23 protein-coding genes are annotated in these 24,617 nt (G+C 65.8%); 5 read left to right on the top strand and 18 right to left on the bottom strand.

Annotated features, from left to right (window positions below; genetic code table 11):
* Nucleotides 1-55: 55 nt before the first annotated feature.
* From ftsZ to G570_RS04660, 18 genes are all read right to left on the bottom strand, one after another.
* Nucleotides 56-1,435 (bottom strand): cell division protein FtsZ, encoded by a 1,380-nt coding sequence (gene ftsZ / locus G570_RS04745; RefSeq protein WP_037499684.1) that lies wholly within the window; start codon nucleotides 1,433-1,435, stop codon nucleotides 56-58.
* Between the two features lie 169 nt (nucleotides 1,436-1,604).
* Nucleotides 1,605-2,861, bottom strand: coding sequence for a cell division protein FtsA (ftsA, locus tag G570_RS04740; protein WP_037499681.1), 1,257 nt, complete (start codon nucleotides 2,859-2,861; stop codon nucleotides 1,605-1,607).
* Nucleotides 2,862-2,873: 12 nt separating this feature from the next.
* Nucleotides 2,874-3,758, bottom strand: coding sequence for a cell division protein FtsQ/DivIB (locus G570_RS04735; RefSeq protein WP_051504041.1), 885 nt, complete (start codon nucleotides 3,756-3,758; stop codon nucleotides 2,874-2,876).
* A complete protein-coding gene (locus G570_RS04730; RefSeq protein ID WP_051504040.1) occupies nucleotides 3,755-4,759 on the bottom strand; it encodes a D-alanine--D-alanine ligase in 1,005 nt (334 codons plus the stop codon). Before G570_RS04730 ends, G570_RS04735 begins: the two co-directional genes overlap by 4 nt.
* Nucleotides 4,723-5,613, bottom strand: a complete 891-nt coding sequence (murB, locus tag G570_RS04725) for a UDP-N-acetylmuramate dehydrogenase (RefSeq protein ID WP_037503798.1) — start codon at nucleotides 5,611-5,613, stop codon at nucleotides 4,723-4,725. The genes G570_RS04730 and murB overlap by 37 nt, the downstream gene beginning before the upstream one ends.
* An 8-nt stretch (nucleotides 5,614-5,621) precedes the next feature.
* The gene (gene murC / locus G570_RS04720) at nucleotides 5,622-7,034 is read right to left on the bottom strand and encodes a UDP-N-acetylmuramate--L-alanine ligase (protein ID WP_037499676.1); all 1,413 of its coding nucleotides are present in this window, start codon (nucleotides 7,032-7,034) and stop codon (nucleotides 5,622-5,624) included.
* Nucleotides 7,031-8,185, bottom strand: a complete 1,155-nt coding sequence (gene murG / locus G570_RS04715) for an undecaprenyldiphospho-muramoylpentapeptide beta-N-acetylglucosaminyltransferase (protein WP_037499674.1) — start codon at nucleotides 8,183-8,185, stop codon at nucleotides 7,031-7,033. The genes murC and murG overlap by 4 nt, the downstream gene beginning before the upstream one ends.
* Nucleotides 8,185-9,408, bottom strand: a complete 1,224-nt coding sequence (locus tag G570_RS04710) for an FtsW/RodA/SpoVE family cell cycle protein (RefSeq protein WP_051504038.1) — start codon at nucleotides 9,406-9,408, stop codon at nucleotides 8,185-8,187. Before G570_RS04710 ends, murG begins: the two co-directional genes overlap by 1 nt.
* Entirely contained in the window at nucleotides 9,405-10,709 is a 1,305-nt protein-coding gene (gene murD, locus G570_RS04705) for a UDP-N-acetylmuramoyl-L-alanine--D-glutamate ligase (RefSeq protein WP_037499672.1), read from the bottom strand. The genes G570_RS04710 and murD overlap by 4 nt, the downstream gene beginning before the upstream one ends.
* Nucleotides 10,706-11,776 carry a phospho-N-acetylmuramoyl-pentapeptide-transferase gene (gene mraY / locus G570_RS04700; RefSeq protein WP_037499669.1) on the bottom strand — a complete coding sequence of 357 codons (1,071 nt, stop codon included), beginning with the start codon at nucleotides 11,774-11,776 and terminating at the stop codon, nucleotides 10,706-10,708. The genes murD and mraY overlap by 4 nt, the downstream gene beginning before the upstream one ends.
* Entirely contained in the window at nucleotides 11,764-13,155 is a 1,392-nt protein-coding gene (locus G570_RS04695; protein ID WP_037499668.1) for a UDP-N-acetylmuramoyl-tripeptide--D-alanyl-D-alanine ligase, read from the bottom strand. Before G570_RS04695 ends, mraY begins: the two co-directional genes overlap by 13 nt.
* Complete coding sequence (locus G570_RS04690; protein WP_037503791.1) at nucleotides 13,152-14,567, bottom strand: UDP-N-acetylmuramoyl-L-alanyl-D-glutamate--2,6-diaminopimelate ligase; 1,416 nt, start codon at nucleotides 14,565-14,567, stop codon at nucleotides 13,152-13,154. Before G570_RS04690 ends, G570_RS04695 begins: the two co-directional genes overlap by 4 nt.
* 5 nt (nucleotides 14,568-14,572) lie before the next feature.
* On the bottom strand, nucleotides 14,573-16,273 hold the full coding sequence (locus G570_RS04685; RefSeq protein ID WP_037499665.1) for a peptidoglycan D,D-transpeptidase FtsI family protein: 1,701 nt from the start codon (nucleotides 16,271-16,273) through the stop codon (nucleotides 14,573-14,575).
* Nucleotides 16,273-16,995, bottom strand: coding sequence for a hypothetical protein (locus G570_RS13115; protein ID WP_051504037.1), 723 nt, complete (start codon nucleotides 16,993-16,995; stop codon nucleotides 16,273-16,275). The genes G570_RS04685 and G570_RS13115 overlap by 1 nt, the downstream gene beginning before the upstream one ends.
* The gene (gene rsmH, locus G570_RS04675) at nucleotides 16,992-17,948 is read right to left on the bottom strand and encodes a 16S rRNA (cytosine(1402)-N(4))-methyltransferase RsmH (RefSeq protein WP_037499663.1); all 957 of its coding nucleotides are present in this window, start codon (nucleotides 17,946-17,948) and stop codon (nucleotides 16,992-16,994) included. Before rsmH ends, G570_RS13115 begins: the two co-directional genes overlap by 4 nt.
* Nucleotides 17,945-18,364, bottom strand: coding sequence for a division/cell wall cluster transcriptional repressor MraZ (locus G570_RS04670; RefSeq protein WP_169731729.1), 420 nt, complete (start codon nucleotides 18,362-18,364; stop codon nucleotides 17,945-17,947). Before G570_RS04670 ends, rsmH begins: the two co-directional genes overlap by 4 nt.
* 402 nt (nucleotides 18,365-18,766) lie before the next feature.
* Nucleotides 18,767-19,513, bottom strand: coding sequence for a hypothetical protein (locus G570_RS04665; RefSeq protein WP_037499657.1), 747 nt, complete (start codon nucleotides 19,511-19,513; stop codon nucleotides 18,767-18,769).
* On the bottom strand, nucleotides 19,510-19,740 hold the full coding sequence (locus tag G570_RS04660; protein WP_245600258.1) for a hypothetical protein: 231 nt from the start codon (nucleotides 19,738-19,740) through the stop codon (nucleotides 19,510-19,512). Before G570_RS04660 ends, G570_RS04665 begins: the two co-directional genes overlap by 4 nt.
* Nucleotides 19,741-19,859: 119 nt before the next feature.
* On the opposite strand from G570_RS04660, the gene G570_RS04655 reads away from it, so the two are divergent.
* The 5 genes from G570_RS04655 to rplQ all read left to right on the top strand — a co-directional run bounded on the left by G570_RS04655 (nucleotide 19,860) and on the right by rplQ (nucleotide 24,613).
* Complete coding sequence (locus G570_RS04655) at nucleotides 19,860-20,189, top strand: hypothetical protein (RefSeq protein ID WP_037499654.1); 330 nt, start codon at nucleotides 19,860-19,862, stop codon at nucleotides 20,187-20,189.
* Nucleotides 20,190-20,329: 140 nt separating this feature from the next.
* On the top strand, nucleotides 20,330-21,301 hold the full coding sequence (locus G570_RS04650) for an acyltransferase family protein (protein WP_037499652.1): 972 nt from the start codon (nucleotides 20,330-20,332) through the stop codon (nucleotides 21,299-21,301).
* Between the two features lie 33 nt (nucleotides 21,302-21,334).
* Entirely contained in the window at nucleotides 21,335-23,614 is a 2,280-nt protein-coding gene (gene purL, locus G570_RS04645; protein ID WP_037499649.1) for a phosphoribosylformylglycinamidine synthase subunit PurL, read from the top strand.
* Complete coding sequence (locus tag G570_RS04640) at nucleotides 23,614-24,033, top strand: hypothetical protein (protein ID WP_037499647.1); 420 nt, start codon at nucleotides 23,614-23,616, stop codon at nucleotides 24,031-24,033. The genes purL and G570_RS04640 overlap by 1 nt, the downstream gene beginning before the upstream one ends.
* A gap of 160 nt (nucleotides 24,034-24,193) precedes the next feature.
* Nucleotides 24,194-24,613 carry a 50S ribosomal protein L17 gene (gene rplQ, locus G570_RS04635; RefSeq protein WP_037499644.1) on the top strand — a complete coding sequence of 140 codons (420 nt, stop codon included), beginning with the start codon at nucleotides 24,194-24,196 and terminating at the stop codon, nucleotides 24,611-24,613.
* Nucleotides 24,614-24,617 lie beyond the last annotated feature (4 nt).

Below are 24,617 nucleotides of genomic sequence, written 5' to 3'. Positions count from 1 at the left end.
AGCGATGAAAGGTGGCGCCGCGGCGACGAGCCGGACTCCACCCTTCGATCGGCGTTTACTGGTTGTTCTGACGATTGAGGAAACGCGGAATGTCGAGCGGCTCGCGCCGGAACGACGGGGCCGGTTCGTCCTCGATATTCGCCTGCGACGCGCCGCGAGCGATGTTCGACATGCGTTCGAACAGCGTGCCGCCGGTGGCCGGCGCCGCGGGCTTGGCGGTAGCCTCTTCTTCTTCGGCCGGGGGAGCGATGGGCGTGCCCATCACCGGATCGGCGAGAATATCTTCGCTGTCGAGCATCAGCTCGTCCGCTTCGTCCTCGGCAGTGAGGTCGAGCGTGGTGTCGTCTTCGTCCGTCACGGTCGACGTCGGGGTCGGCGCCGGCGTGATGGTCGGCGTCGGAATCGGGGTCGGCGCGCGGGTCGCAGTCGGGAAGGTGAACACCTTGCCCGGGGCCGGTTGGGCGGCTTCCTCGGCTTCGATGCCGGTGGCGACGACGCTGACACGGATCTTGCCCTGCAGGTCGTTGTTGAAGGCGCTGCCCCAGATGATGTTGGCGTCGGGGTCGACCAGTTCCTTGATGTGGCTGGCCGCTTCGTCGACTTCCATCAGGCGCATGTCCTCGCCGCCGACGATCGAGACGATCACGCCCTTGGCGCCCTTCATGCTGACGCCGTCGAGCAGCGGGTTGGAAATCGCCTTTTCGGCGGCTTCGATGGCGCGGTTGTCGCCCGATGCTTCGCCCGTGCCCATCATCGCCTTGCCCATTTCACCCATCACCGAGCGGACGTCGGCGAAGTCGAGGTTGATGAGGCCCGGCATGACCATCAGGTCGGTGATGCCGCGAACGCCCTGCTGCAGCACTTCGTCGGCCATTTCGAACGCTTCCTTGAAGGTCGTGTCCGAAGTGGCGAGGCGGAACAAATTCTGGTTCGGGATGACGATCAGCGTGTCGACATGCTTCTGCAGTTCTTCGATGCCGGCATCGGCCGAGCGCATGCGGCGCGAGCCTTCGAAGGCGAACGGCTTGGTGACGACGCCGACGGTCAGGATGCCGCGATCACGCGCCGTCTTGGCGATGACCGGGGCTGCGCCGGTGCCGGTGCCGCCGCCCATGCCGGCGGCGATGAAGCACATGTGCGCGCCTTCCAGCGCCTTTTCGATTTCTTCCATCGTCTCTTCGGCCGCCGCGCGACCGATTTCCGGACGCGACCCGGCGCCGAGGCCCTGGGTGATCTTGAGGCCGAGCTGGATGCGGGTATCCGCGGCCGAGGCGTTGAGCGCCTGCGCGTCGGTATTGGCGACCAGGAACTGGACGCCCTGGACGTCCGCCGCGATCATGTTGGCGATGGCGTTTCCGCCCGCGCCACCGACGCCGATGACACTGATTCTCGGGCGAAGTTCGTCGACTTCCGGCCGGATGAAATCAATGCTCATGTAAAACCCCCTCGCAGCATGCAACGCGTTGAACCGTGGGGATGAATCTTTGCACTATTGGGATTCGCGACCCAAGCAAAAAATTAACTCATCCCCAAAAAAGTGAAGATTTGATTCATTATGAGACAGCGCCGAGTCCCAAAGGACACAAATCGACGGATTAGACCGACTAGTAGCCTGCCTTAAGGGCACTCATCAGCCGGCCGATGAGGCCCGATGCGGCCTTCTTCTCGCGCGAGACGGGCATGGCGAGGTCGCGGATGTCGTCGCTGCCGCGCGCGGCGAGCATGATGAGCCCGACCAGCGTCGAGAAGGCCGGGCCCGAATGGGCTTCGGGCAGGCCGGTGATGGTGCGCGGACGACCCACGCGGACCGCGCGGCCGAGCACGCCCTGCATATAGTCGGCAATGTTCTTGAGCTCGGCACCGCCGCCGGTCAGCACGACCTGCCGACCGACCGGGCCGGTGAAGCCCAAGCTCTTCAGCGCTTTTTCGACTTCGCTCGTAATCTCTTCGACGCGCTGGCGGATGACGGTGATCAGCTGGGCATGGGTAATGCGCAGCGGCTCGCCCCCGTCCTCGCCGCCGATCGGCACCGCCTCGATCATTTCGTGATTGTCGCGCGGGGACGTCATCGCCGAGCCGTAGCGGCACTTCATACGCTCCGCCTCGCGCCGCGGCACGCCGAAGGCGCAGGCGATGTCGTCGGTGATGTCCTTGGCGCCCAAGGGGATCGAGCGCAGCCCGACGAGCATGCCGCCGGCATGGAGCGAGACATTGGTGACTTCGGCGCCCATTTCGACCAGCGCGACGCCGAGTTCGCGCTCCTCGTCGGTCAGGCAAGCGCGCGCGGCGGCGACCGGCGAGGCGACGATCGCGCGGACGCCGAGGTGGGCCGAGCGGATGACATAGTCGATGTTGCGCAGCGGCGCGGGATCGGCGGCGACGACGTGGATGTCGACGCCCAGCCGGTCGGCATGAAGGCCGATCGGATGGCTGACGCCTTCGACCCCGTCGATGGTGTAGAGCGCGGGATGGGCATGAAGCACGACCTGCCCGTTGCGGTCGATCGCGTTGCGGCCGGCGGAAAGAAGCTCGTCGATGTCCGACTGTTCGACCTGGTGGCCGCCCAGTTCGACCTCGACATTGGCGACGTCGCTGACCAGGCCGCCGGCGGCGAAGCTGGCCCAGATGTCGTCGATGGTGACGCCCGACATGCGTTCGGCCAGTTCGACCGATTCACGGACCGCGATCTCGCTCTGGTCCATGTCGGTAACATAGCCGCGCTTGACCCCGCGGCTTTCGCGCTGGCCGGTGCCGAGCACGCGCAGCCGCCCGTCGGCGTCGAGCGTGCAGATGAGCGCGCTGACCTTCGACGATCCGATGTCGAGGGCGGCGATCAGGGGCTGGTCGGTGGCGGCGGCCATGGGGTTACAACATCAACTTTCGGTCTTGGCTTCGGGCACGATGGGCTCGCCGGCCGCGCGGGGCAAGCGGACGATCATCTTGTCTTTCACGCGAAGGTCGAAGCGGACGATGCCCCGGCCCAGCAGGCCGCTTGCCTTGTCCATCTTCGCAAAGCGCGTCAATGCCGCTTCCGCCGCGGCCTGGCCTTCGGGCAGCGCCAGCGTCTCGCCCGATTGCAGCGCAAGGTCCCAGCGCCGCCCGCCGATCCAGCTTGCCGAGACCAGCTGCGCCTTGATCGCCGGTGCCTTGGCGAGGAGCGCTTCAAGCCCGGTCGATTGGCGGTTGGCGCCCTTGCCGATCAGCAGCGGCAGGTCGGGCATCTGGCTGACCGGCACCCGGTCGAGCACGACGCCTTCGGCATCGATCAGCGACAGGCGCGTATCGTCCTGCCACAGCGCAGCGGGCTTGCGCTCGACAATGTCGACCACCAGCGTATCCGGGAAGCGGCGGGATACGCGCGCGTCCTTGACCCAACCATAGCTGAGCAGTTCGTTGCGGATCGCGGAGACGTCGACCAGCGGCATCGCCGTGGTCTTCTGCCCCAAGGCGATTTCGTAGACCGGCTTGGGGTCCATCTTGCGGATGCCCTGGACGTCGACGCTGCGGACGCGGAAGCCGGCGTTGCCGACCGCCTCGCCCGCCGCCAGCCCGACCTTGGCCGGAACGTCCAACGCGACCAGCGCGACGCCAGCGATCGCCAGCACGAAGAAGCCGAAAGCCCAGGTGGCGAGGCGGTTGGCCTGCGCTTCCTCGACCGGCAGCTTGGCTGCCAGCCGTTTGGGGACCGCAACGCGCGGTGCCTTTGCCTTGGGGCGTGTCCGGCCCGACGCCCCCCGCCGGACGCGCTCCGCGCTCACCCCTTGGTTGCTCCCGTGGTCTTCTTCGCTCCCTCGAGCGCTTCGGCCAGGATGCGCTCGACCAGCTCGCCATAGCTGATGCCAACTTGGCGGGCCTGTTCAGGAACGAGGCTGAGCGGGGTCATGCCGGGCTGTGTGTTGACCTCGAGCAGGTAGACGCCGGCTTCGCCGAGCTCATCGTCCCAGCGAAAATCGCTCCGCGAGGCGCCCTTGCAGCCGAGCAGGCGGTGCGAGGCGAGCGCCATGTCCATCATGACCTTGGCGACATTGTCCGGGACCTGCGCCGGGCAGACATGTTCGGTGAGGCCGTCGGTATATTTTGCGTCGAAGTCGTAGAAGCCCGCCTTGGGCTTCAATTCGGTGACGCACAGCGCTTCGTCGCCCAGCACCGCGACGGTCAGTTCGCGGCCCTTGATGAAGGGCTCGGCGAGAAGCGTGTCGAAATGCTGCCACGGCCCTTCGGCCTTGGCGCTGATCGGGTGACCATAATTGCCGCCGTCGGTGACGATCGCGACGCCGACCGACGAGCCTTCGTTGACCGGCTTCAGCACATAGGGCCGCGCCATCGGGTCGCCTTCGTACAGCGACTTGCTCTCCACGATCTTGCCCTTGGGCATGCGCACGCCATGGGGCACGAGGACGCCCTTGGTCAGTTCCTTGTCGATCGCGATGGCCGAAGTGGTGACGCCCGAATGGGTGTAGGGGATCTGCATCAATTCGAGCATGCCCTGCACCGTGCCGTCCTCGCCCGGCGTTCCGTGCAGCGCGTTGAACACGACGTTGGGGCGGACGCCGGCCAGCACCTGCGCGACGTTGCGGTCCATGTCGACCGCGGTGACGTTGGTGAACCCACGGTCCTTCAGCGCATCCGCGACGCCATTGCCGCTCATCAGCGACACCGGCCGCTCCGACGACCAGCCGCCCATCAGCACGACGATGTTGAGATTGCGGTCGAGCTGGTCAGTCACGCTTTCGGCACTCCAATACGCTGGATTTCCCATTCAAGGGAGATGTTGGACTTTTCCTTGACGCGGCGCCGGACTTCCTCGCCCAGCCCCTCGATATCGGCACTGCTAGCGTTACCGAGGTTGAGCAGGAAATTGCAATGCTTCTCCGACACTTGGGCGCCGCCCATCGTAAGGCCGCGGCAGCCTGCCTCATCGACCAGTCGCCACGCCTTGTCGCCGGGCGGGTTCTTGAAGGTCGATCCGCCGGTCTTGCTGCGCAGCGGCTGCGATTCCTCGCGGCTTTGCGCAATGCGGTCCATTTCGGCCTGGATCGCGGCGGGGTCACCCGGTTCGCCGCGGAAGGTCGCGGACACGACGATCGCCTGTTCGGGCAATTCGCTGTGGCGGTAGGTATAGCCGAGATCGGCGTTGGACAGCATCACCCGCTCGCCCGAGCGCAGCACGACCTCGCATTGGACGAGGATGTCGCAGGTCTCACGGCCATAGGCGCCGCCGTTCATGCGGACGAAGCCGCCGACCGTGCCGGGAATGGAACGAAGGAATTCGACGCCCGTGATGCCGGCGTCGCGGGCGGTCGAGGAGACGAGAATACCGCTGGCCCCGCCGCCGCACTTGAGTGTGACTTCGTCGAGCCTTTCGACCTTGGCGAAAGCTTTGCCGAGGCGGACGACCACACCTGGAACGCCGCCATCTCGGACGATCATGTTGCTGCCGAGCCCCAGGCCCATGACCGGCACCGAGGGGTCGAGCGCCTTCAGGAAATTGACGAGGTCGTCTGTGTCGGCGGGTTCGAACAGCCATTGGGCATGGCCGCCGGATTTGAACCAGACCAGCGGCGCAAGCGGGGCATCAGGCTTCAACCTGCCGCGAACGGGCGGCACAGTCATGACATCGCTCACTTGGCCGCCCTCGCCGCCTTGATCCCGTCGGCCAGCCCCGCCGCCCATTTGGTGATGTCGCCTGCGCCCATGCACACGATCATGTCACCTTCGGCGGCGAGGTCGCGGAGCGAGGCGGCAAGGTCGGCGGCGTCGCTGACCGTTTTGACCATGCGGTGACCGCGGGCGCGCAGCCCCTCCGCCAGCGCCTCAGCATCGACGCCGTCGATCGGCTCTTCGCCGGCGGCATAGACCGGGGCGACGAACACCACGTCGGCGTCGTTGAACGCACCCTGAAAGTCGTCCATCAGGTCGCGCAGGCGGGTGAAGCGGTGCGGCTGGACCACCGCGATCACACGCTCGTCCGCCGCCTCGCGCGCTGCCGACAGCACGGCGCGAATTTCGACCGGGTGGTGGGCGTAATCGTCGATGACCGTCGCGCCGTCGACCTCGCCCACCTTAGTGAAGCGGCGCTTCACACCGCCGAACTTGGCGAATCCGTTAGCGATCGTCGCATCGTCCATCTTGAATTCGAGGCCGACGGCGACCGCAGCCAGCGCGTTCAGCACATTGTGGCGGCCTGGCATGGGGACGAAGACGCCCTCGATCACCCGCCGCTCACCATCGCGGCCAAGGATGCTGACGTCGAAGCGGCTGCCGCCATTTTCGGCGACGATATTGTCGGCGCGCACATCGGCCAGCGTCGAGGTGCCGTAGGTGACGACGCGGCGGTCGCGGATGCGGCTCAATACGCCCTGCACTTCTGGGTGGTCGACGCACATCACGGCCAGCCCGTAGAAGGGCACATTCTCGATGAATTCGACGAAGGCGTCCTTCACCTTGTCGAAGCTGCCGTAATGTTCGAGATGTTCGGGGTCGATGTTGGTGACGACCGCGATGGTGCCGTCGAGGCGCAGGAAGCTGCCGTCGCTTTCGTCGGCTTCGACCACCATCCATTCGCCGTCGCCCAGCTTGGCGTTGGAGCCGTAGCTGTTGATGATGCCGCCGTTGATCACGGTCGGTTCGATCCCGCCGGCGTCGAGCATGGCGGAAATGAGCGAAGTGGTGGTCGTCTTGCCGTGAGTGCCGGCGACCGCGATGGTCGATTGCATCCGCATCAGTTCGGCCAGCATTTCGGCACGGCGCACGCGCGGCAGGCGGCGTTCGGCGGCGGCCTTCACTTCGGGATTGTCGTCGCGGATCGCGGTCGAGCAGACCAGCACCGCCGCATCGCCGAGGTTGTCGGCGCTTTGCCCAATCATCACCGGGATGCCGCGCTTGCGCAGGCCTTCGGTGACATAGCTTTCGGCGCGGTCGCTGCCCTGCACCTTGTAGCCGAGGTGGTGCATCACTTCGGCGATGCCGGACATGCCGATGCCGCCGATGCCGACAAAGTGGATCGTCCCGATTTCGGTTCCCATGGCTTTCATGCGGGCGCTCCCATGGCAAGACGCGGTTCGGGTTGGAGGCCGGCCGGGCCGACGACCAGCGGCGAAAGGCCGCCGGCGATGCGTTCGACCAGGTCGGCGAGGTCGCTGGTGGCGTGCGGGCGGCCGACCGACAGGGCGCGGGCGGCGGCGTTGGCCATCGCCTGGCTGTCCCCGGCAATCACCGCGATCTGCTCCGCCAGCACTTCGGGCGTGAACTGCGGCTGCGGGATCATCCGCGCGCCGCCGGCCTTGGCCATTTCGCGGGCATTGAAGGTCTGGTGATCGTCGGTCGCAATCGGCAGCGGCACGAGGATGGCGGGACGGCCCGCGGCAGTCAGCTCGGCAATCGTCGATGCGCCCGCCCGTCCGATGATGAGGTGGGCGTCGCCAATCTTGGCGGGCATGTCGGACAAATAGGTCGATAGCTCTGCCGGGATGCCCAGCTCGGCATATTTTGCGCGAACCGCTTCGATATCGTCCGGACGGCATTGCTGCACGACCTGCAAGCGATGGCGCAGGCGCGGCGGAAGCTGGCCAAGGCCTTCGGGAACGACCTGCCCGAGGATCGTCGCGCCTTGGCTGCCGCCGGTGACGAGGATCTTGAGCGGTGCGGTGTCGTCATAGTCGGGGAAGGGCATGGTGCCGAGCACGGCGACTTCTTCGCGCACCGGATTGCCGACCAGCGCGACCTTTTCGCGATAGGCGGGCTTCAGTTTTTGCACATCGGGATAGGCAGTGGCGATCGCCGCCGCCTTGCCCGCGACCCAGCGATTGACCCGGCCGAGCACGGCATTTTGTTCGTGGATGATGGTCGGGATGCCAAGCGAAGAGGCGGCGATCAGCGCGGGAAAGGCGGGATAGCCGCCGAAGCCCACCACCGCATCGGGGCGGTATTCGCGATAGAGGCGCTTCGCCTCGCGCCGACCGGCGAGGACCGAGCGCACGGACTTCAGCATCCCGATCGGACCGCCGCCGAGCCGTCCGGCCGGCAGCACATGGACCGGCACGTCGTCGAAGATCGCGGGGATCTTGGTGCCGCGGCTGTCGGTGACCAGCATGACGCCATGGCCGCGCTTCTTCAGCTCGGCGGCCAATGCGTGGGCGGGAACCATGTGCCCGCCGGTTCCCCCGGCGGCCAGCGTGATATTCATCAGTCCAAATTCTCCCCGCCCCATTTCACGACATAGGGCGAACGCGACAGATAGGGATTTCGCCGCGTGAAGGCGAGCAGCAATCCCATGCCGATCGACAGCGCCAGCATCGACGATCCGCCATAGCTGATGAACGGCAGCGTCATCCCCTTCGACGGGGCCAGCTGGACGTTGACCATCATGTTGATCAGCGCCTGCAGCCCGAATTCGAGCACCAGACCCGACGCCGCCAGGATGGCGAAGCTGTTTTCTTCGTCGAGCAGCTTGATCAGCACCCGCGCTACGATGGCGAGGTAGAGGCAGGCGATGCCAAGGCAGGCGATCAGGCCGAATTCCTCGCCGATGACGGAGAAGATATAGTCGGTGTGCGGTTCGGGCAGGCCGAACTTCCTCGTGCCCGCACCCGGCCCCATGCCGAACAGCCCGCCCGCGGTCAGCGTCCGCATGGCGTTTTCGACCTGGAAATTGTCGCCTTCGCCGAACAGGAAGCCGTTGATGCGAACGGTCGCCACGTCATAGAAGAAATAGGCGAGCACGATCCCGACCACGCCCGCGACGCCAAGGCCTATAAGGATGCGCAGGTTGATGCCGGCAATGGCCAGCATCGCTACCCAGACGGCGGCGAAAATGATGGTCGAGCCGAAGTCGGGCTGCTTCATCAACAGCGCGGCGATCACCGCCAGCACGCAGGCCGACAGCCAGAAGACCGGCAGCGACTTGTCCTTTTCGCGCAGCGACAACAGCCACGCCATCGACACGACGAAGAAGGGCTTCAGGAATTCCGACGGCTGGAACTGACCGATGCCGAGGTTGAGCCACCGCCGGGCGCCGTTCACCTCGGGCGCGATGAAGGGGACCAGCACCAGCCCGACGAAGCAGAAGCCCGCGCCAATGAGCGACAGGCGGCGCAGCCGGTCGCGCGGCATCATCGAAATGACGATCATCACCGGCATCGACACGCCGATCCACATGATCTGGCGCCAGAAATAATAGAGTTCCGGGATCTTCACATTGCCGCCCGAATAGCGCTGCGCGGCGGCGGGCGCGGCGGCGGCGACGGCGATGAGGCCGATGCCGATCAGCACCGCCACCATCAGCAACAGGACGCGGTCGATTTCCCAGAACCAGCGGCCCACGGCCGAGCGGTCGGACCGGCCATAGCGATTGGGGTCAGCCCACGCCGCTCCCGCCTTGATGCGTCCGGTAAGGCCGCCTTCACTCATAATTCACTCACTAGCTGGCGGAAGGCATCGCCCCGCGCTTCGAAATTGGCGAACTGGTCGAACGAGGCGCAGGCGGGCGACAGCAGCACCGTCTCCCCATCTTGCGCTTCGGCAGCCGCAGCGCGAACGGCAGCATCGAGCGTGCCGCTCTCGGCGACCTCGATGCCGTGATCGCGCAGCAACCGCGCGAACATCGGCCCCGCCTCACCGATGGCATAGGCTTTCACGACGTGGCCGAGATGCTTTTCGGTGTCGCCCAGGCTCTCGGTCTTGGCCTGCCCGCCGACGATCCAGCGGATGCGCGGGTAAGCGGCGAGCGCGGGCGCGGCGGCTTCGGCATTGGTCGCCTTGCTGTCGTTGACGTAGAGGACGCCGTCGATGTCGCGGATGCGCTCCATGCGATGGAGGAGGCCGGGGTAGGTCTCGAAAGCACCACCCGGACCCCACACAAGGTCTCGGAGGATGCCGAGATCGACGCGCGCATTCTCGGCCGCGAACACATTTTCTAGATTGTGGGGCCCTTGGAGCGCAGGCCAACGGGTCTGCTCCTCCCAATTGATCTGCGTTCCGGGAATTCGATGTGTGATCGAACCCGGGCCGCCAGTCATGGCCATCATATACTCACGTACCCAAAAATTATCCGTCGCAATCACGGCAGCATGTGCATGCGATTGCATTTCAAACAGCCGCATCTTCGACGCTGCGTACGCCTCGAAGCTCTCATACCGGTCGAGATGGTCGGGCGTGATGTTGAGCAACACCGCGACGTCGCAGTCGAGGCTCTTGGTCAGGTCGATCTGGTAGCTCGACAGTTCGAGCACATAGACCCCGCCCTCGGGAAGCGGGTCCTGCGCCAGGATCGGCAGGCCAATGTTGCCGCCCATCGTCGTCGGCACGCCTGCGGTCTTGAGAATGTGGTGAATGAGCGCGGTGGTGGTCGACTTGCCGTTGGTGCCGGTGATGCCGACCACCCTGTGCGGCGGCAGTTCGGGCCGGGCGCGGGCGAAGAGTTCGATGTCACCGATGATCTCGACCCCCGCCGCCTTGGCTGCCGGGGCGATGGGGTGGCGATTCAATGGCAGGCCGGGGGTGACGACGATGCTGTCGAAGCGGGTCAGGTCGCCGCCGACGAAATCGTCGACGATGGTGCCTTCAGGCGCGGCCGCCCTCGCCTCTTCACGGTCGTCCCAAGCGGTGACCTTGGCCCCGCTCGCCAGCAATGCCTCGACCGTCGCCAGTCCCGAGCGGGCGAGGCCCAGGACAGCATAATGTTTTCCCAAGAAGGCCCGGGCCGTGATCACCGCAGCTTGAGGGTCGAAAGGCCGGCCAGCGCCAGCACGAAGCTGATGATCCAGAAGCGGATGACGACGGTCGGCTCGCTCCACCCCAGATGTTCGAAATGGTGGTGGATCGGCGCCATCTTGAAGATGCGCTTGCCGGTCCGCTTGAACCAGAACACCTGGATGATGACGCTGACCGCTTCGAGCACGAACAGGCCGCCGATGACCGCCAGCACGAATTCATGATGCGCCGCCACTGCGACCGCGCCGATCGCGCCGCCGAGCGCGAGGCTGCCGGTGTCGCCCATGAAGACCGCTGCGGGCGGCGCGTTGAACCACAGGAACGCCAGCCCCGCCCCGACGATGGCGAGCAGCAGGATGGTAAGGTCGCCGACCCCCAGAACATGCGGGATGCCGAGGTAGGTCGCGAACTTGGCGTTGCCGACGAGGTAGGCGATCAGCGTGAAGGCCATGCAGGCGATGATCACCGGCATGGTCGCCAGCCCGTCGAGCCCGTCGGTGAGGTTCACCGCATTGCCGAAGGCGACGATCACGAACGCGCCGAAGGCGATGTAGAGCCAGCCAAGGTCGATCACCGACCCTTGCACGAATGGCAGGTAGAGCTGCGTCCCGCTCATCCGCACCATCAGCCAGGTGGCGAAGCCGGCGATAGCGAATTCGAGAAACAGCCGCATCTTGGCCGACAGGCCGGCGTGGTGCGCCTTCTTCACCTTGTCGTAATCGTCGAGGAAACCGATCAGCCCGAACCCGCCGGTGACCAGCAGGCAGGCCCAGACGTAGGGGTTTTTGAGGTCCATCCACAGCAGGGTGGAGATGGCGACCGAAATCAGAATCAGCAGCCCGCCCATGGTCGGCGTGCCGCGCTTGGCGAGGTGGCTCTGCGGCCCGTCGGCGCGGATCGGCTGGCCCTTGCCCTGCTTCTCGCGCAGCCAGCGGATGAACGCCGGGCCCAGCAGCAGGCCGATGATCAGCGCGGTCGCGGTCGCCGCACCCGCCCGGAAGCTGATGTAGCGGATAAGGTTCAGGATGCCCGGGAAGCCGAGCTGTTCTGCGATTAAGTAGAGCACGTCGCCAAACCCCCTGCCATCCGTTCGACCAGCTTCGCAAGCCCGATAGAGTTGGATGCCTTGACCAAGACCGCGTCGCCCGGCTCGACGATCCGCGCGAGCAGCTCGGCGGCGTCGTCCGGCCCCTCGGCGCGGTCGACGATGATGTCGCCGTCCAATGCGTCTTCAAGCGGGCGCATGTCGGCGTGGACGAGGATGAGGTGGTCGATGCCTGCTTCGCGCACCGCTTCGGCGAGGCCGGCGTGCAGCTCGGCCGCCTTCTCGCCCAGCTCGCGCATCGGGCCGAGGACGGCGATGCGGCGCTTGACGTCGCGCTCCGCGCCCAGCGACTTCAATGTCGCGGCCATCGAGGCGGGGTTGGCGTTGTAGCTTTCGTCGATCAGCAGATACTGGCCGCCGTCGACATCGAGCATGTGGCGTTCGCCGCGACCCTTGAGGCCGCCCATCTCCGCCAGCGCGAGGCCGGCGACCGCAAGGTCGGCGCCGACCGCTTCGACCGCCGCAAGGACGGCGAGCGAGTTGGACACCCAATGATCGCCGCGCTGGGCGATGGTGTAGGTGACTTCGCTTTCGACCAGCCGCGCGGTGACCAGGCTGCCGCCATTGTCGGCGCGGACCGCGTGGAGCGCGCTGACGTCGGCTTCGCCCGACCCGAAGGTGACGATGCGGTCGGCCCATCGGCGTGCGGCCTTCAGCAGCCGGTCGCGGTGGGGCGTGTCTTCGGGAATGATGGCAACGCCGTCGGGCTCCAGCCCTTCGAAGATTTCGGCCTTGGCGTCGGCGATCGCCTCCATCGACCCGAGGTTTTCGATATGGGCCGAGGCGATGGCGGTGATCAGCGCGACATGCGGGCGGACGAGCCGGGTCAGCGCGGCGATCTCGCCCGCGTTGTTCATGCCCATTTCCAGCACCGCATAGCGGCTGTCGCGCGGCATGCGGGCGAGGCTCAGCGGCACGCCGGTGTGATTGTTGTAGCTTTTGACCGACCGATGGACCTTGTGCGGCGAGAAGCGTTCGAGCGCGGCGGCCAGCGCCTCCTTGGTCGAGGTCTTGCCGACCGACCCGGTGACGCCGAGGACAGTCCCCTTCATGCGGCGGCGCGCCTCGACCGCCATCGCGGTCAGCGCGGCAGGCACGTCGGCGACCAGGATGTGCGGGCCATCCACCGCCTGCGACACCAGCACGCCGGCCGCGCCCGATGCGATAGCCTTGGCGACGAACTGGTGACCGTCATAGACGGTGCCGGGCATGGCGACGAACAGGAAGCCGGGCTCTATCTCACGGCTGTCGAAGGCGACCCCCACGACCTCGAATGACGCGCCGATGAGCTTTCCGCCCGTTGCGGCGACGATTTCATCGCTGGTCCACAAGGCGGTCATGCAGCACATTCCCGAGCCACGGTTACGTCGTCGAAGGGAAGCACTTTGTCTCCAATGATCTGGCCCTGTTCATGGCCCTTGCCGGCGAGGAGGACGATGTCGCCCGCCTTCGCCATTTGAATTGCGGCAGCGATGGCGTCGCGCCGGTCGCCGATTTCGGTGGCATCGCGCGCGCCTTCCAGCACGGCCTTGCGGATCGTCGCGGGATCTTCGCTGCGGGGGTTGTCGTCGGTGACGATGACGACGTCGCTGAGCGTTGCGGCGACGCGGCCCATTTCGGGCCGCTTGCCATGGTCGCGGTCGCCGCCCGCACCGAGAACGGTGATGAGCCGACCCGACACGTGGGGACGCAGGGCGGCGATGGCCGCCTCGACCGCATCGGGGGTATGGGCATAGTCGACATAGACCGGCGCACCCGCCGGGGTGATCACCGCCCGCTCCAGCCGACCGCGCACCGGCGACACGCGGCCCATTCCGGCCAGGGTCGTCGCCCAATCGCCGCCGGTGGCGAGAACCAGGCCGGCCGCGGTCAGGACATTGTTCATCTGGTAGGCGCCGATCAGCGGCAGGCTGAGCTTGTACTGCTTGCCTTCGTGCATCAGCGTCAGCTGCTGGCCGAGCGCGGTGGAACTGCGCGACAGCAGGTCGATCGTGTCGCCGCCGGGCCCGACGGTCATGACCTTCAGGCCGCGGGTGCGGGCGCGCTCGATCACGTCGACCGAACGGGCATCGCCCATCCACACGACTGCCGTGCCGCCGGGTTCGACGACGCGATCGAACAGCGCCATCTTCGCCTCGAAATAGGCGTCCATGGTGCCGTGATAGTCGAGATGGTCGCGCGACAGGTTGGTGAAGGCGGCGGCCTTCACCGGCACCCCTTCGGCGCGATACTGGTCGAGACCGTGGCTGGAGGCTTCGTAAGCGACATGGGAAATCCCCATGCGCTTCAGCCCCGCCATGTTGCTGAGGAAGGTGACGATGTCGGGGGTGGTGAGGCCCGTCTTCACCTGGTCGTCGGCGGTGGTGACGCCCAGTGTACCGATCGACGCCGAACGATGGCCGGCAAGGCGCCAAAGCTGGCGGGCAAGTTCGACTGTCGAGGTCTTGCCGTTGGTGCCGGTGACGGCCACCACCGTGTCCGGATAGGGACCATAGAATTTCGCCGCGAGGTCCGCGAACAGCCTGCGCGGCTCGTCGGCGCACAAGTGCGGAACGCCCTCGACCTTGGCCCCGGGGCCGGCAACAACGGCCGTCGCGCCGCGTCTGACCGCGTCGGCGATGAAATCCTCGCCATTGAAGCGCGCGCCCTTGAACGCGCCGAAGATATCGCCCGGCGCCACCTTGCGATGGTCCAGCGCAAACCCGGTCACTTCTGAATCGCTTTCAATCCCGGCAAGCTGCCCCAGCTTCATGGCGTTCACTTCTCCTCGTGAACGTAGGGAAGCACCTCGGCCATGTTGGGCTCAAGCTTTTTGTCGGGGCGCACGCCCAGCATCGGCGCGATGCGGCTGACGGTCTTCTTGACCACCGGCGCGACGTTCCAGCCGGCGGTGGTGAAACCGAAGGTGTCGGCCGTCGCATGGGGTTCGTCGAGCATGACAACGATCACATAACGCGGATCGTCCATCGGGAACACGCCGGCGAAGGAGGTGATGTTGATGGTCTTGGAATAATGGCCGTTGATGACCTTCTGCGCGGTCCCGGTCTTGCCGCCGATGCGATAGCCTTCGGCATTGGCGTTCTTGCCGGTGCCGTTGGTGACGACGAGGCGCAGCAGGGCGCGCATCTTGCGGCTGGTTTCGGCGCTGAACACGCGGCGACCGTTGGTCATGGGATGCGCGTCGTCGACCCGGAGCATCGTCGCCGGGCGGTAGATGCCGCCGTTGAACAGGGTCGCATAGCCGTTCGCCAGCTGCAGCGGCGTGACCGCGATCCCCTGACCGAAGCCGACGTTCAATGTTTCGAACGGCCCCCAGTTGCGCGACAGGATCGGATGGCCCTTTTCGGCCAGTTCCACCTCGACGCGGTCGAGGAAGCCCATCTTTTTCAGGAACGCCTGCTGGCGCTTGGTGCCCAGCTGGTCGGCGATCTGGGCGGTGCCGATGTTGGAGCTTTCCATCATGATTTCGGCGACCGAGCAGGCGCGGCCGAAGGGATGGGTGTCGTGGATGACGTGGCCGTAGATCGGATATTCGCGCGGGCAATTGTACATCTGCCCCATTGAGCGGACCACGCCGCTGTCCATCGCCATCGCCACGGTGAACGGCTTGAAGGTCGACCCCAGTTCGTAGACTCCCTGCGCCGCCCGGTTGAACCGCGCCGCATCGATCGCCTGGCCCGGCGAGTTGGGATTGAGCGTCGGCAGCGACGTCATCGCCAGCACTTCGTGGGTGTGGACGTCCATGATGACGCCCGCCGCGCCGATGGCCGAGAATTTGACCATGGCCTCGTTGAGTTCATGCTCGAGCGCCTGCTGCACCCGGCTCGAAATCGATAGCGCGAGCGGCTGGTTGCGCAGCGCCGGATCGAGCAGCTGCTTGTCGAACGCCCGTTCGATGCCCGACGTGCCGTGACCGTCGATGTCGGTATAGCCCAGCACATGCGCGGCAAGCGTCGTCTGCGGATAAAGCCGGTCGGGCTCGCGCTCGAGCTGCAGGCCGGGCTCGCCGATCGCGTTGACGGCGGCGACCAGGTCCGGGGCGGCGCGGCGACGCAGGTAGAAGAATTTACCCGACCGCAGCATCTTGAGATAGGTCGCCTCGTCCTTTTCAGGCATCAGCGCGGCGAGCTTGCGGGCGAGGTCGAGCTTGTTGCCGATCACCTTCTTGCCGTTGAGGCCGATGGTCCAGGCATCGATGGTGCGGGCCAGCGCGATGCCGTCGCGGTCGACGATGTCGCCGCGCTCGACGTTAAGACCGCCGAACCCCTGCTTGCGTCCGGCATGATCCCCGAACACGCCGAGATAGAGCAGGCGAAGGGCGATGACGGCGACGATCGCACCGTACACCAGCATGCCGAACATCAGGCGCTGGTGCATGACGGCCAATATCTGGCGGCGCTGTCCGACCAGTCGGAGCCGCTCGGGCCGTGCGACGAGAGCGGGCGTCGGCGCGTTCATCAGTCGGTTACACTAGCCTTGGTTTGATTGGGTTTTTTGGGTGTCGCCCCGGTGACTCCCGTTGCCGCTTTGCCCTTGGCCTTGGCCGTTGGCAAGGGCGACAGCGGATCAGCCGTCGCAGTTTTGACGGGCTTCGTCGCAGGCTTTGCAGCGGAAGGCTTTGCACCCGGCGTCGACGTCTTGACGTCGGCCTTAGCCGGCTTGGGCGGCGCCGGCGCAACCTCTGCCCGCACCTTCGCGGGCGGGGTATAGCCGGCAACGACCATCATATCGCCGGCCGACTTCGACGGGCGCGGGGCCGTCGCGGCGGGCGCCGGGGTGGCTGACGGGGCCACGTCGACGACGGCGTCACCGCTCAGCTTGCGTGCGTTAACGTCCTCGACCGGGGCCGACGCCATGACCACCGGCGCATCGACCACCGGCTTGGCTTCGGGCTTGACCAGGGTCGCCAGCTGGAAGCCGCCGTCGACGAACTGGTCGGCGGTCGGCGCCGACAGCTGGATGAACTTGACGTTCCACCGTTCCAGCTGGGCTAGCCGACCGCGCGTTCCGAGTTCGGTCTGCAGCACGCGAATGTCGCGCTGGGTCAGCGCGATTTCGGTTTCGACATCCTCCAGCGCCGCCCGCTCGGACGCGACGCGAAGGGATACGAGGTAGAAGCTCAGCGCCGCGCCGGCGACCGCACCTGCCCAGATGACCGGTCCGAAACCACGCGCGCTCATGCTGCTTTCTCCCTCGTACCGGGCTGGTCCCACGCGGGCGCCCCAGTGCGGACTGCGGTGCGCAGCCGGGCGGAACGCGCGCGCGGGTTACGGGCCAGCTCGGCATCCGACGGGGACACCGGCTTGGCAACTTGTTCAAAGGTCGGCGACGGCCCCTTGTGGGCCATCGGCAGGTGACGCGAGCCGGCGGGGTCGCCGCCGCTGCGGGTGCGCAGGAAGCGCTTGACGATCCGGTCTTCCAGGCTGTGGAAGGTCACCACGGCAAGGCGGCCGCCGGGACGCAGCGAACGTTCGGCGGCGCGAAGGCCCTGCTCCAGCTCTTCCAGTTCCGCGTTGAGGTGGATGCGGATCGCCTGGAAGGTCTTGGTCGCCGGGTCGGTCTTCATCCCCGCGTGATGGCCAAGCGCCTTGCGCACGACGTTCGCCAGTTCCGAGGTGCGGGTCAGCGGACGCGCCTTGACGATCGCCTTGGCGACGGTGCGGGCACGCGGCTCTTCGCCATAATCCTTGAGGACGCGGACGATCTCACCCTCGTCGGCTTCGTTGACGAAGTCGGCGGCGGTCTGGCCCGACTGACTCATGCGCATGTCGAGCGGCCCGTCCTGCTGGAAGGAAAAGCCGCGGTCGGCCTGGTCGAGCTGCATCGAGCTGACGCCGATGTCGAGGGCGATGCCGTCGACCGGCAGCAGGTCGCGCTCGGCCAGCGCCTTGTCCATTTGCGAAAAACGTTCGTGGATCAGCGTAAGCTTGGCGTCCGGGACGAGCGCAGGTCCATTCGCGATCGCATCCGGATCGCGGTCGAACCCGATCACTCGTCCCGCCCCCGCCCCGAGCAGGGCGCGCGTGTAGCCGCCCGCTCCGAAGGTGCCGTCGACTAGGGTCTCGCCGGGGACGACGGCGAGACCCGCTACGACCTCGTTGATGAGGACAGGAACGTGCGGCGCGGCGCTCATAGCCCGCGCTCCTCGAGCCGGAAGCGACAGATGTCCTTCAGGTCTTCAGGGATATCCGGATGCTTCAGAAATTCGTCCGGATTCCAGATCTGGAAGGTCTCGCCGACCCCTAGGAACAGGGCGAGGTCGGCGAGTCCCCCTTTGCGGCGCATCATCGGGGGCACGATGATCCGGCCGCTGCTATCGTAAGGAACCTCTTCGGTGGCGCCGAAGGCCATCATGGTGCGGCGCAGATAATCAAGCTCCGACGCGGGGTCGGTTTCCTGCTTCTCGGCAAGGCGCTCGATCTTCGCATGCTTCAGCGCGGCGTAGGCAGGATCATAGGCGCTGAGGCAGGGAAACTGGTCGTGCTTGGCCAGGACGATGGCGCGGGCGTCGCCGCGGCGTTCGATCACGGTACGCAGGAAAGCGGGCACGGAAACGCGACCCTTCGCGTCCACCGCGTTCAAAGCACTGCCTTGAAACAGATGCTCTAAGCCCACGTCCTGCTCCCAAAGCGTAGGCAAAGCGTCCCCTGCGGCGGGTGCGCGGCATCCCGCGCGCCCGGCCCTGTTTCGACTCAATACAGGTTTGCCCCGCTCTACAGTCGTTGTTGGTAACTCAACGACCTGCGGGATACAATGGGTTTTGATGCCATTTCGTGGGTTTTGATGCCCTGTGGCGGATTTTCAACGGTTTTTTAGTGTTTTCTTTACCCTTTGTTCCATGGTTGTTCTTGCGGGACAACCCTGTGGATAACCCTGTTGGAAAAGGCGCCTCACCTTATGATCCGCGCGCGTGGGCGTGAACGCGGGCGCGGCGGCGTGCAGGGGTGCGCGTTAACGCGCAAGGCGCGCGAGTTCACGCGTGACAAGCTCAAGATTCCGGTCCGTCGGCCCGTCCAGCGCGCCCGCGCCGCTGACATTGATGAAGTCGGCGTCGGCGATCACGGTTACGTCGCCCTCGCCAACCTGGCAGCGCGCGATCAGCCCGCCCGCCGCGATGGCGCAGCGCCGGTTGCGCGCCGACAGCTGCCCCGGGCTTGAAACGACGATCGGCAGACCGTCGGCGTCGACGCTGACCGGGCCGTCGGCGCTTGGCCCGGCGAGGGTCAGGCCCCAATGCGCAAGCAGGCCGGTATCGGCGAAGTCCGGCGGCGGACGCAGCTTGTCGCCGATCGGCCGGTCGCTGTCCCAGTCGAGCCGCGGATCGGCGAGCAGCAGCAGCCTGCCGCCGCCGCGTACCCAATTGTCGAGATCGACCAGCGCCTCCGCCGGCTGCGCCCTCGGGTGGGCCATCAGCAGCAGGTGGAAGGGTTGGAGCGAGGCTGCGTCGGTAACGGCGATCGAGCGAAGCTCATAATCGCCGGCCAGTGCCGCGGACAGGCCGCCTGCCCCGCCGTCGAGCCCGAACCGCTCGCCGAACATGATCGGAAGGCTAGTAAGCAGCGCCAGCGTCGGCTTTTCGCCAATCGCCGCCGCGCCCTTCGCGTCGCCGCCCGCCGACGACAGTCGATCAGCCTGCCAAAAGGCCACACCGCCGACGGCTGCGGCCGCAGCGACCAGCGACAACAGCAATCGGTTCACTTGGTTTTCGACCCCTGTTTGGGTTCATCGGCGGGAAGTGCGCTATTGTCGGCCTTGGCGACGCCCGGCGCCGCGCCGATCTGCGCCAGCGGATCGTCGGGATCGGCGTCGACCATATTTTCAAGATTGGCGATCGGCCCGGACGTGTCGTTGCCCGACCGGCTGATCGCCGTCCCCAGCAAAACGAGCAGAAACACGAACGCGAGGCCGGTCAGGCCTATGCGCACGCGCTGTCTGCGCTCCTCCCTCTGCGCTCCGTCCATTCTGGCCAAGATATGAGAGGCTTCGCGCCAATGCAACGATGCGTGCTTTACGCCGCCCCCCTTAAATCGTTAATAGCGCGTCCATGATTCGCACCCTGACCCTGACCGCCGTTGCTGCGCTGGCGCTTGCCGCGTGCAACAAGGAAGACAAGACGATCGTCGCCGGCCCTGCCGACCCGATGGCCGACCAGCTGGCGAACGCCGCGCCGGTCGAACTTCCGCCCTCGATCCAGGCCGCCAAGACCTATCGCTGCAAGGATAACAGCCTGGTCTACATCGACTGGCTGAGCGACGGCACCGCCCGCGTCAAGGAAAGCAAGACCGACGTCGGCGCCGCGCCAGCCGAAGGCGCCCTTACCGGCGACGCGACCAGCGCCACGATCACGCTGAACGGCAAGAGCTGCAAGGCGTAACGCCAAGGTTTAACCCACCATCGACCCCCGGCCTAACCCGCCGGGGGTTTTTCTTTGGCGGCGGCCTGTGCAGGCGGTCGCGATCCGCGAACATGGTTTCTTAGGCATTCAACTTTATCGTCCGGCGGCGAAGAGGGACGATGGTGCACGGCAGACTGCAATCGATACAGGCGTTACGCTTCATCGCCGCCAGCCTGGTGGTCGTCACGCATGCCTCGCACGCCTTTCCGCTGGGCAATGTCGGCTGCGACATTTTCTTCGTCATTTCGGGCTTCATCATCGCCAGCCTGCTACCCAAGCATACGCCGACCAGCTTCCTCCGATCGCGCCTGACTCGAATATATCCGTTCTGGTGGGCAATCCTGCTGCCGAAAATGGTCTATCAGATCGTCGTCAACGGCAAATGGGACGCCGCGCGGGCCTTCACGTCGATCACGCTGTGGCCGGTCATGGGCGACTTCACCGTCCCCTACCTGTTCGTCGGCTGGACGCTTTGCTTCGAGATGCTGTTCTATGTCTGCGCGAGTCTCGTTCTGGTAGATCGGCGCGCGGCACCGGTCTTGACGCTTGCCTATGTCGTGGCCCTTGCCGGTGCGCTTGCAGTTGGGACACCGTTGCTGGCCTTCGTCGGCAACCCGATCATCCTCGAATTTCTGATGGGCGTTCTCATCGCTCGCCTGCCCGGTGCGCGCCCCGCAATCGGTGGCGGTGCGGTGATGGGCGGAATCGCAGCCATCGTCCTGTTCACCACGCCGCAGCTCAGCCACCCCTATGGCGTGTTCGATGTCAGCCAGCCGCTTCGCGCCGTCCTCTGGGGCGTCCCGGCGGCGGTGCTGGTATGGGGCGCACTTCAGCTCGAACCGCTGTTCAAGGGACGCGCGGCATCGGCGCTCGCCTACGGCGGCGACGCGTCCTATTCCATCTATCTGGTGCATATGCTGGTGATCGCGCCGCTGGCCGCCTTCATCCCCTGGACCCTCCTTGCCGTATTGGCGATCGGGGTCGGACTGCTCGTCCACCGCCACCTTGAAAAGCCTCTACTGTCCCTCGTCAGGTCGAAAGCCCGGCATGGCGGAAAGTCGGTCAGCCACGATCGGCACCGGCTGGCCTAGCCCTCAGCGCCTATCGTCGCTAAGGGGCGGCGCATGACTGTCGCAGAAGCCCCCACCATCACGCCGCAGATCGTCGCCGACCATGGTCTGAACGACCAAGAATATCAGCGCATCCTGAACGCGCTTGGGCGGGAGCCCAACCTGGTCGAACTCGGCATCTTTTCGGTCATGTGGTCGGAGCATTGCAGCTACAAGTCGTCGCGCTTCCACCTGAAGAAACTGCCGACCAAGGCACCGTGGGTGATCCAGGGGCCGGGCGAGAACGCGGGCGTTATTGACATCGGCGACGGCGACGCGGCGATCTTCAAGATGGAGAGCCACAACCACCCGTCCTACATCGAGCCCTATCAGGGCGCGGCGACGGGCGTCGGCGGTATCCTGCGCGACGTTTTCACCATGGGCGCCCGTCCGGTCGCCAACATGAACGCGCTGCGCTTCGGTCGGCCCGACCACCCCAAGATGCGCCACCTGATCAGCGGCGTCGTCAGCGGCATCGGCGGCTACGGCAATTGCGTCGGCGTTCCGACGGTAGGCGGCGAGGTCAATTTCGACGCCGCCTATGACGGCAATATCCTCGTCAACGCGATGACCGTCGGGGTCGCCAAGACCGACAAGATTTTCTATTCGGCCGCGACCGGCCTCGGCAATCCGATCGTCTATGTCGGCAGCAAGACCGGCCGCGACGGCATCCATGGCGCGACGATGGCCAGCGCTGACTTCGACGAAAACAGCGACGAGAAGCGCCCGACCGTGCAGGTCGGCGATCCGTTCACCGAAAAGCTGCTCATCGAGGCCTGCCTCGAACTGATGGCGACCGACGCCATCGTCGCGATCCAGGACATGGGCGCGGCGGGCCTCACCAGCTCCTCGGTCGAAATGGCGTCGAAGGGCGGCGCCGGCATCCGGCTCGACATGAACAAGGTGCCGTGCCGCGAAGAGGGCATGACCCCTTACGAAATGATGCTGAGCGAGAGCCAGGAGCGCATGCTGATGGTGCTCCAGCCCGGCAAGGAGCCGATGGCCGAAGCGATCTTCAGGAAGTGGGAGCTCGACTTCGCGGTGATCGGCGAAGTCACCGACACCGGCCATATGGTGCTCGAGTTCAACGGCGACGTGGTGTGCGACATCCCGCTTGGTCCGCTGGCCGACGATGCGCCGGAATATGAGCGGCCCTATCTGGGCCTTGCCGACTACAAGGCCTGGACCGGCGTCAAGCCGCTGTCCGCGCAGCCGCGCTCGACCGACGTCACCGCAGACCTCAAGAAAATGATGGCCAGCCCCAACCTCGCCAGCCGCCGCTGGATTTGGGAGCAATACGACCATCAGGTCGGGGCCGATACGGTCCAGAAGCCGGGCGGCGACGCGGCGGTGGTTCGCGTACATGGCACCGACAAGGCGATCGCCATCTCGACCGATTGCACCCCGCGCTACGTCTTCGCCGACCCCTACGAAGGCGGCAAGCAGGCGATCGCCGAGGCCTATCGCAACCTTTCGGCCGTCGGCGCGACCCCGCTGGCGGTCACCAACTGCCTTAACTTCGGCAATCCGCAGCGGCCCGAGATCATGACCCAGTTCGTCGAAGCGCTGCGCGGCATGGGCGATGCCTGCCGTGCGCTCGACTTCCCAATCGTCAGCGGCAACGTCAGCCTGTACAACGAATCCAAGGCGACGGGCGGTGGCAGCGCGATCCTTCCGACCCCTGCCATCGGTGGCGTCGGCCTGATGAAGGACTGGACCAAGTCTGCGACCATCGCGTTCAAGGCCGAAGCCCAGAAGATCCTGCTAATCGGCGCCGACCCCAAGGCGACGCCCGAAATCGGCCAATCGATGTGGCTCGACGTCTGCCACGGTCGCCGCGAAGGCCATCCGCCGCAGGTCGACCTTGCTCGTGAACGGGCAAATGGCGAATTCGTGCGCCGCCTGATCGACGAAGGACTGGTGACTGCCGTCCATGACGTTTCGGATGGCGGCATCTTGGTCGCGGTCGCCGAGATGGCGCTTGCCGGAAACATCGGTGCGCGCCTGCTGATGGCGAGGTTCGAAGACCAGGTGGACAATGAAGTGGTTCGCCACGACTGGTCGCTGTTCGCCGAAAACCAGGGTCGCTACGTTGTCACCGAACCGCTCGACCGCGACCTTGTCGAGCGAATGGCGCGCGATGCCGGTATCGGTTGTTGCTTCATCGGCTGGACCGGCGGCGACACCATCTACCTTGGCGATGCCGAAGTCGCGACCGACGGCGAGGTCTCGCTCGCCGATCTCCGTGCTGCGCATGAGGGCTTTTTCCCGGCGCTGATGTCGAACGAACTTTGATGCCGACGGCGGCGGGCTATTCGGGCACGCCGTTGGGCAAGAAGCTCGGCTATCGCGACGCCATGCGCGTCTACGTCGACGGCATGGCCGACCCGATCCGCCACGCCGTCGAGCAAAGCGTGGACATTAAACCAGACTGGCTGTTCGTCCCCGAACCGGCGCTGGACGCCGCGCACATCTTCGTTACCGAACGCGCGGCGATGGAAACCAAGCTGGCGGCACTTCGCACCCTCATCGACCCTTCGGGCTTCGTGTGGGTCAGTTGGCCCAAGAAAGCATCGAAGGTACCGACCGACATTACCGAAGACGTCATTCGCGCGGCGATCTTGCCGACGACAGACTGGGTCGACGTCAAGGTCTGCGCAATCGACGAAGTGTGGTCGGCCCTCAAGCTGATGATCCGCAAGGAACGGCGGTAGTCGCCGACGCTTGACTCTTCGGCCGCTTTGCTGTTGAGGAGCCGCGACGAGGCGGGGCCGATGCTCCGCTTTTGTTTTTGAAGGGAAAAGGGGCGGCTCCCGTTAGTCCGCCTGGCCGGGGTTACCTGATACGGACCCCCGACGAACGAAGGAAAAGATTATGCGTCATCGTGTTGGCGGCCGTAAGCTGCAGCGCACCTCCGCCCACCGCCTTGCCATGTTCCGCAACATGGCCGCGGCCCTCATCAAGCATGAGCAGATCACCACCACCACCGCCAAGGCGAAGGAACTTCGCCCGTACGTGGAAAAGCTGGTGACGCTCGCCAAGAAGGGTGGCCTGTCGAACCGCCGCCTCGCCCATGCGCGCCTCCTCGACGATGCGCAGCTGGTGAAGCTGTTCGACGTGCTCGCCGCGCGCTACGAAGGCCGCAACGGCGGTTACACCCGCATCGTCAAGGCCGGTATCCGCAAGTCGGACGCCTCGCCGATGGCGATCATCGAATTCGTCGACCGCGACGTCTCGGCCAAGGGCCAGGACTCGGGTCCGGTCCTCGTCGATGACGAGGGCGTCGAAGCCTAAGCTT

The sequence above is a fragment of the Sphingomonas jaspsi DSM 18422 genome (assembly GCF_000585415.1).
In the GTDB taxonomy this organism is placed as follows: Bacteria; Pseudomonadota; Alphaproteobacteria; order Sphingomonadales; family Sphingomonadaceae; genus Sphingomicrobium; species Sphingomicrobium jaspsi.
This window is presented reverse-complemented; position numbering and strand designations above follow the sequence as displayed.

Excerpts from the sequence above, each read along its gene's own strand:
- ftsZ (WP_037499684.1), bottom strand. The coding sequence starts at position 1,435 with ATGAGCATTGATTTCATCCGGCCGGAAGTCGACGAACTTCGCCCGAGA.
- ftsA (WP_037499681.1), bottom strand. The coding sequence starts at position 2,861 with ATGGCCGCCGCCACCGACCAGCCCCTGATCGCCGCCCTCGACATCGGA.
- G570_RS04730 (WP_051504040.1), bottom strand. The coding sequence starts at position 4,759 with ATGGGAAATCCAGCGTATTGGAGTGCCGAAAGCGTGACTGACCAGCTC.
- murB (WP_037503798.1), bottom strand. The coding sequence starts at position 5,613 with ATGACTGTGCCGCCCGTTCGCGGCAGGTTGAAGCCTGATGCCCCGCTT.
- murC (WP_037499676.1), bottom strand. The coding sequence starts at position 7,034 with ATGAAAGCCATGGGAACCGAAATCGGGACGATCCACTTTGTCGGCATC.
- murG (WP_037499674.1), bottom strand. The coding sequence starts at position 8,185 with ATGAATATCACGCTGGCCGCCGGGGGAACCGGCGGGCACATGGTTCCC.
- G570_RS04710 (WP_051504038.1), bottom strand. The coding sequence starts at position 9,408 with ATGAGTGAAGGCGGCCTTACCGGACGCATCAAGGCGGGAGCGGCGTGG.
- G570_RS04695 (WP_037499668.1), bottom strand. The coding sequence starts at position 13,155 with ATGACCGCCTTGTGGACCAGCGATGAAATCGTCGCCGCAACGGGCGGA.
- G570_RS04690 (WP_037503791.1), bottom strand. The coding sequence starts at position 14,567 with ATGAAGCTGGGGCAGCTTGCCGGGATTGAAAGCGATTCAGAAGTGACC.
- G570_RS04685 (WP_037499665.1), bottom strand. The coding sequence starts at position 16,273 with ATGAACGCGCCGACGCCCGCTCTCGTCGCACGGCCCGAGCGGCTCCGA.
- G570_RS13115 (WP_051504037.1), bottom strand. The coding sequence starts at position 16,995 with ATGAGCGCGCGTGGTTTCGGACCGGTCATCTGGGCAGGTGCGGTCGCC.
- rsmH (WP_037499663.1), bottom strand. The coding sequence starts at position 17,948 with ATGAGCGCCGCGCCGCACGTTCCTGTCCTCATCAACGAGGTCGTAGCG.
- G570_RS04655 (WP_037499654.1), top strand. The coding sequence starts at position 19,860 with ATGATTCGCACCCTGACCCTGACCGCCGTTGCTGCGCTGGCGCTTGCC.
- G570_RS04650 (WP_037499652.1), top strand. The coding sequence starts at position 20,330 with ATGGTGCACGGCAGACTGCAATCGATACAGGCGTTACGCTTCATCGCC.
- purL (WP_037499649.1), top strand. The coding sequence starts at position 21,335 with ATGACTGTCGCAGAAGCCCCCACCATCACGCCGCAGATCGTCGCCGAC.
- G570_RS04640 (WP_037499647.1), top strand. The coding sequence starts at position 23,614 with ATGCCGACGGCGGCGGGCTATTCGGGCACGCCGTTGGGCAAGAAGCTC.
- rplQ (WP_037499644.1), top strand. The coding sequence starts at position 24,194 with ATGCGTCATCGTGTTGGCGGCCGTAAGCTGCAGCGCACCTCCGCCCAC.